1 pseudogene is annotated in these 1,483 nt (G+C 74.9%); it reads left to right on the top strand.

What is annotated here, in order from left to right:
* Positions 1-1,483: pseudogene (locus tag F0Q45_RS30415) on the top strand (hypothetical protein); the annotation flags it as partial.

A 1,483-nucleotide genomic window follows, 5' to 3' on the forward strand; every position in this document is an offset into this window, starting at 1 on the left:
TGATGGCGCGGCCGGTATGGCCGGTGATGTGGCCCATCCTGATGGTGGTGCCGGTGGTGATGGCGGTAATCCGGGTGCGCCCGGGGCTGGCGGTGCGGGGGGTTATGGGTCTACGACCGGGCTGGTGGGTGCCAGCGGCGCCGCGGTCAGCGGTGGGGGCAATGGCGGCGCTGGTGGGGCCGGCTATAACGCCAGTGCCCCAGGCCAGGTGGCCGGTCACGGCGGGGCCGGCGGCAACGGCGGATTGGTCGGCAACGGTGGTGACGGAGGTCGTGGCGGTAACGGTGCTGCGGGCTTGTCGGGTGCCGACGGGGTAAACCCGAGCGATGCCGGTAGTGACGGGTTAGCGGGTGGGCCGGGTGGTAATGGCGGTGCCGGCGGCGCGGGCGGTGCGATGGCTGGTCATGGGGGTGCCGGAGGTGCTGGGGGTGTGGGTGGTGCCGGAGGTGCTGGGGGTGCGGGCGGTTCGGGCACTGGTGATGGCGGCATGGGTGGTGCTGGTGGTGCTGGGGGTGTGGGTGGTGTCGGAGGCGCAGGCGCCAAGGGCAGCACTGTCGCGGGTGGGGACCCGAATGGTGGTGCCGGTGGTGTGGGTGGTGTCGGCGGTGGCGGTGGCAGCGGTGGGGTTGGTGGGTCGGCCACTGGTGGGACCGGCGGTGACGGCGGGGTCGGTGGGGCCGCGGGTGCTGGCGGTGACGGTGGGGCTGGCGGGGTCGGTGGCGGCGACCCGGCGAACAATGTCAGTGGTAAAGGCGGGGCTGGCGGGGCGGCGGGTGCTGGTGGTGACGGCGGCGCCGGCGGGGCTGGTGGTGTGTCACAGGCCCACGCTGGCGCTGGCGGGGCTGGCGGGGCGGCCGGTGTTGGCGGTGACGGCGGAGCGGGCGGGGTTGGCGGCAACGTCCTATCGTCTGATACGAAGGCCCCCACCGCAGGGGCTGGCGGGGCCGGCGGCGCTGCGGGTGCTGGTGGTGATGGCGGAGCTGGCGGAGCTGGCGGTGGGGCGAGTGCTGCCGCCGGTGCCAGCGGTAACGGCGGGGTCGGTGGGGCCGCCGGTGCCGGCGGTCACGGTGGGACCGGCGGTCACGGTGGGACTGTCCGTTTCCGCGACTTTGCTAGCCTCGCTGGTGACGGCGGGGCTGGCGGGGCTGGCGGTGATGCCGGGACCGGTGGTGTCGGCGGGGCCGGCGGGATGAGCGCTTCCGGGGCGCCGAGCGGACGTAGCGCTGTTGGCGGGGCCGCCGCCGCCGGCGGCAACGGCGGGACCGGCGGGCTTGCCCCCGATGCCACGTCGAGCCTTCAGGGTGGTCGTGGTGGTGCCGGTGGTGCCGGTGGTGCTGGTGGTAATGCTGGCGCAGTGGGCCCGTCGAACGCCACGTATCGAGATGGGCTGGCGGGCGGCAGTGGCGGTGCCGGCGGTGCCGGTGGTGCCGGCGGTCGCGGCGGCCTATCAGCGCTTGTTGGGGGTGTTGGTGGGGCCGGCGGT

The organism is Mycobacterium simiae, from assembly GCF_008370645.1.
Taxonomy (GTDB): Bacteria; Actinomycetota; Actinomycetes; order Mycobacteriales; family Mycobacteriaceae; genus Mycobacterium; species Mycobacterium simiae_A.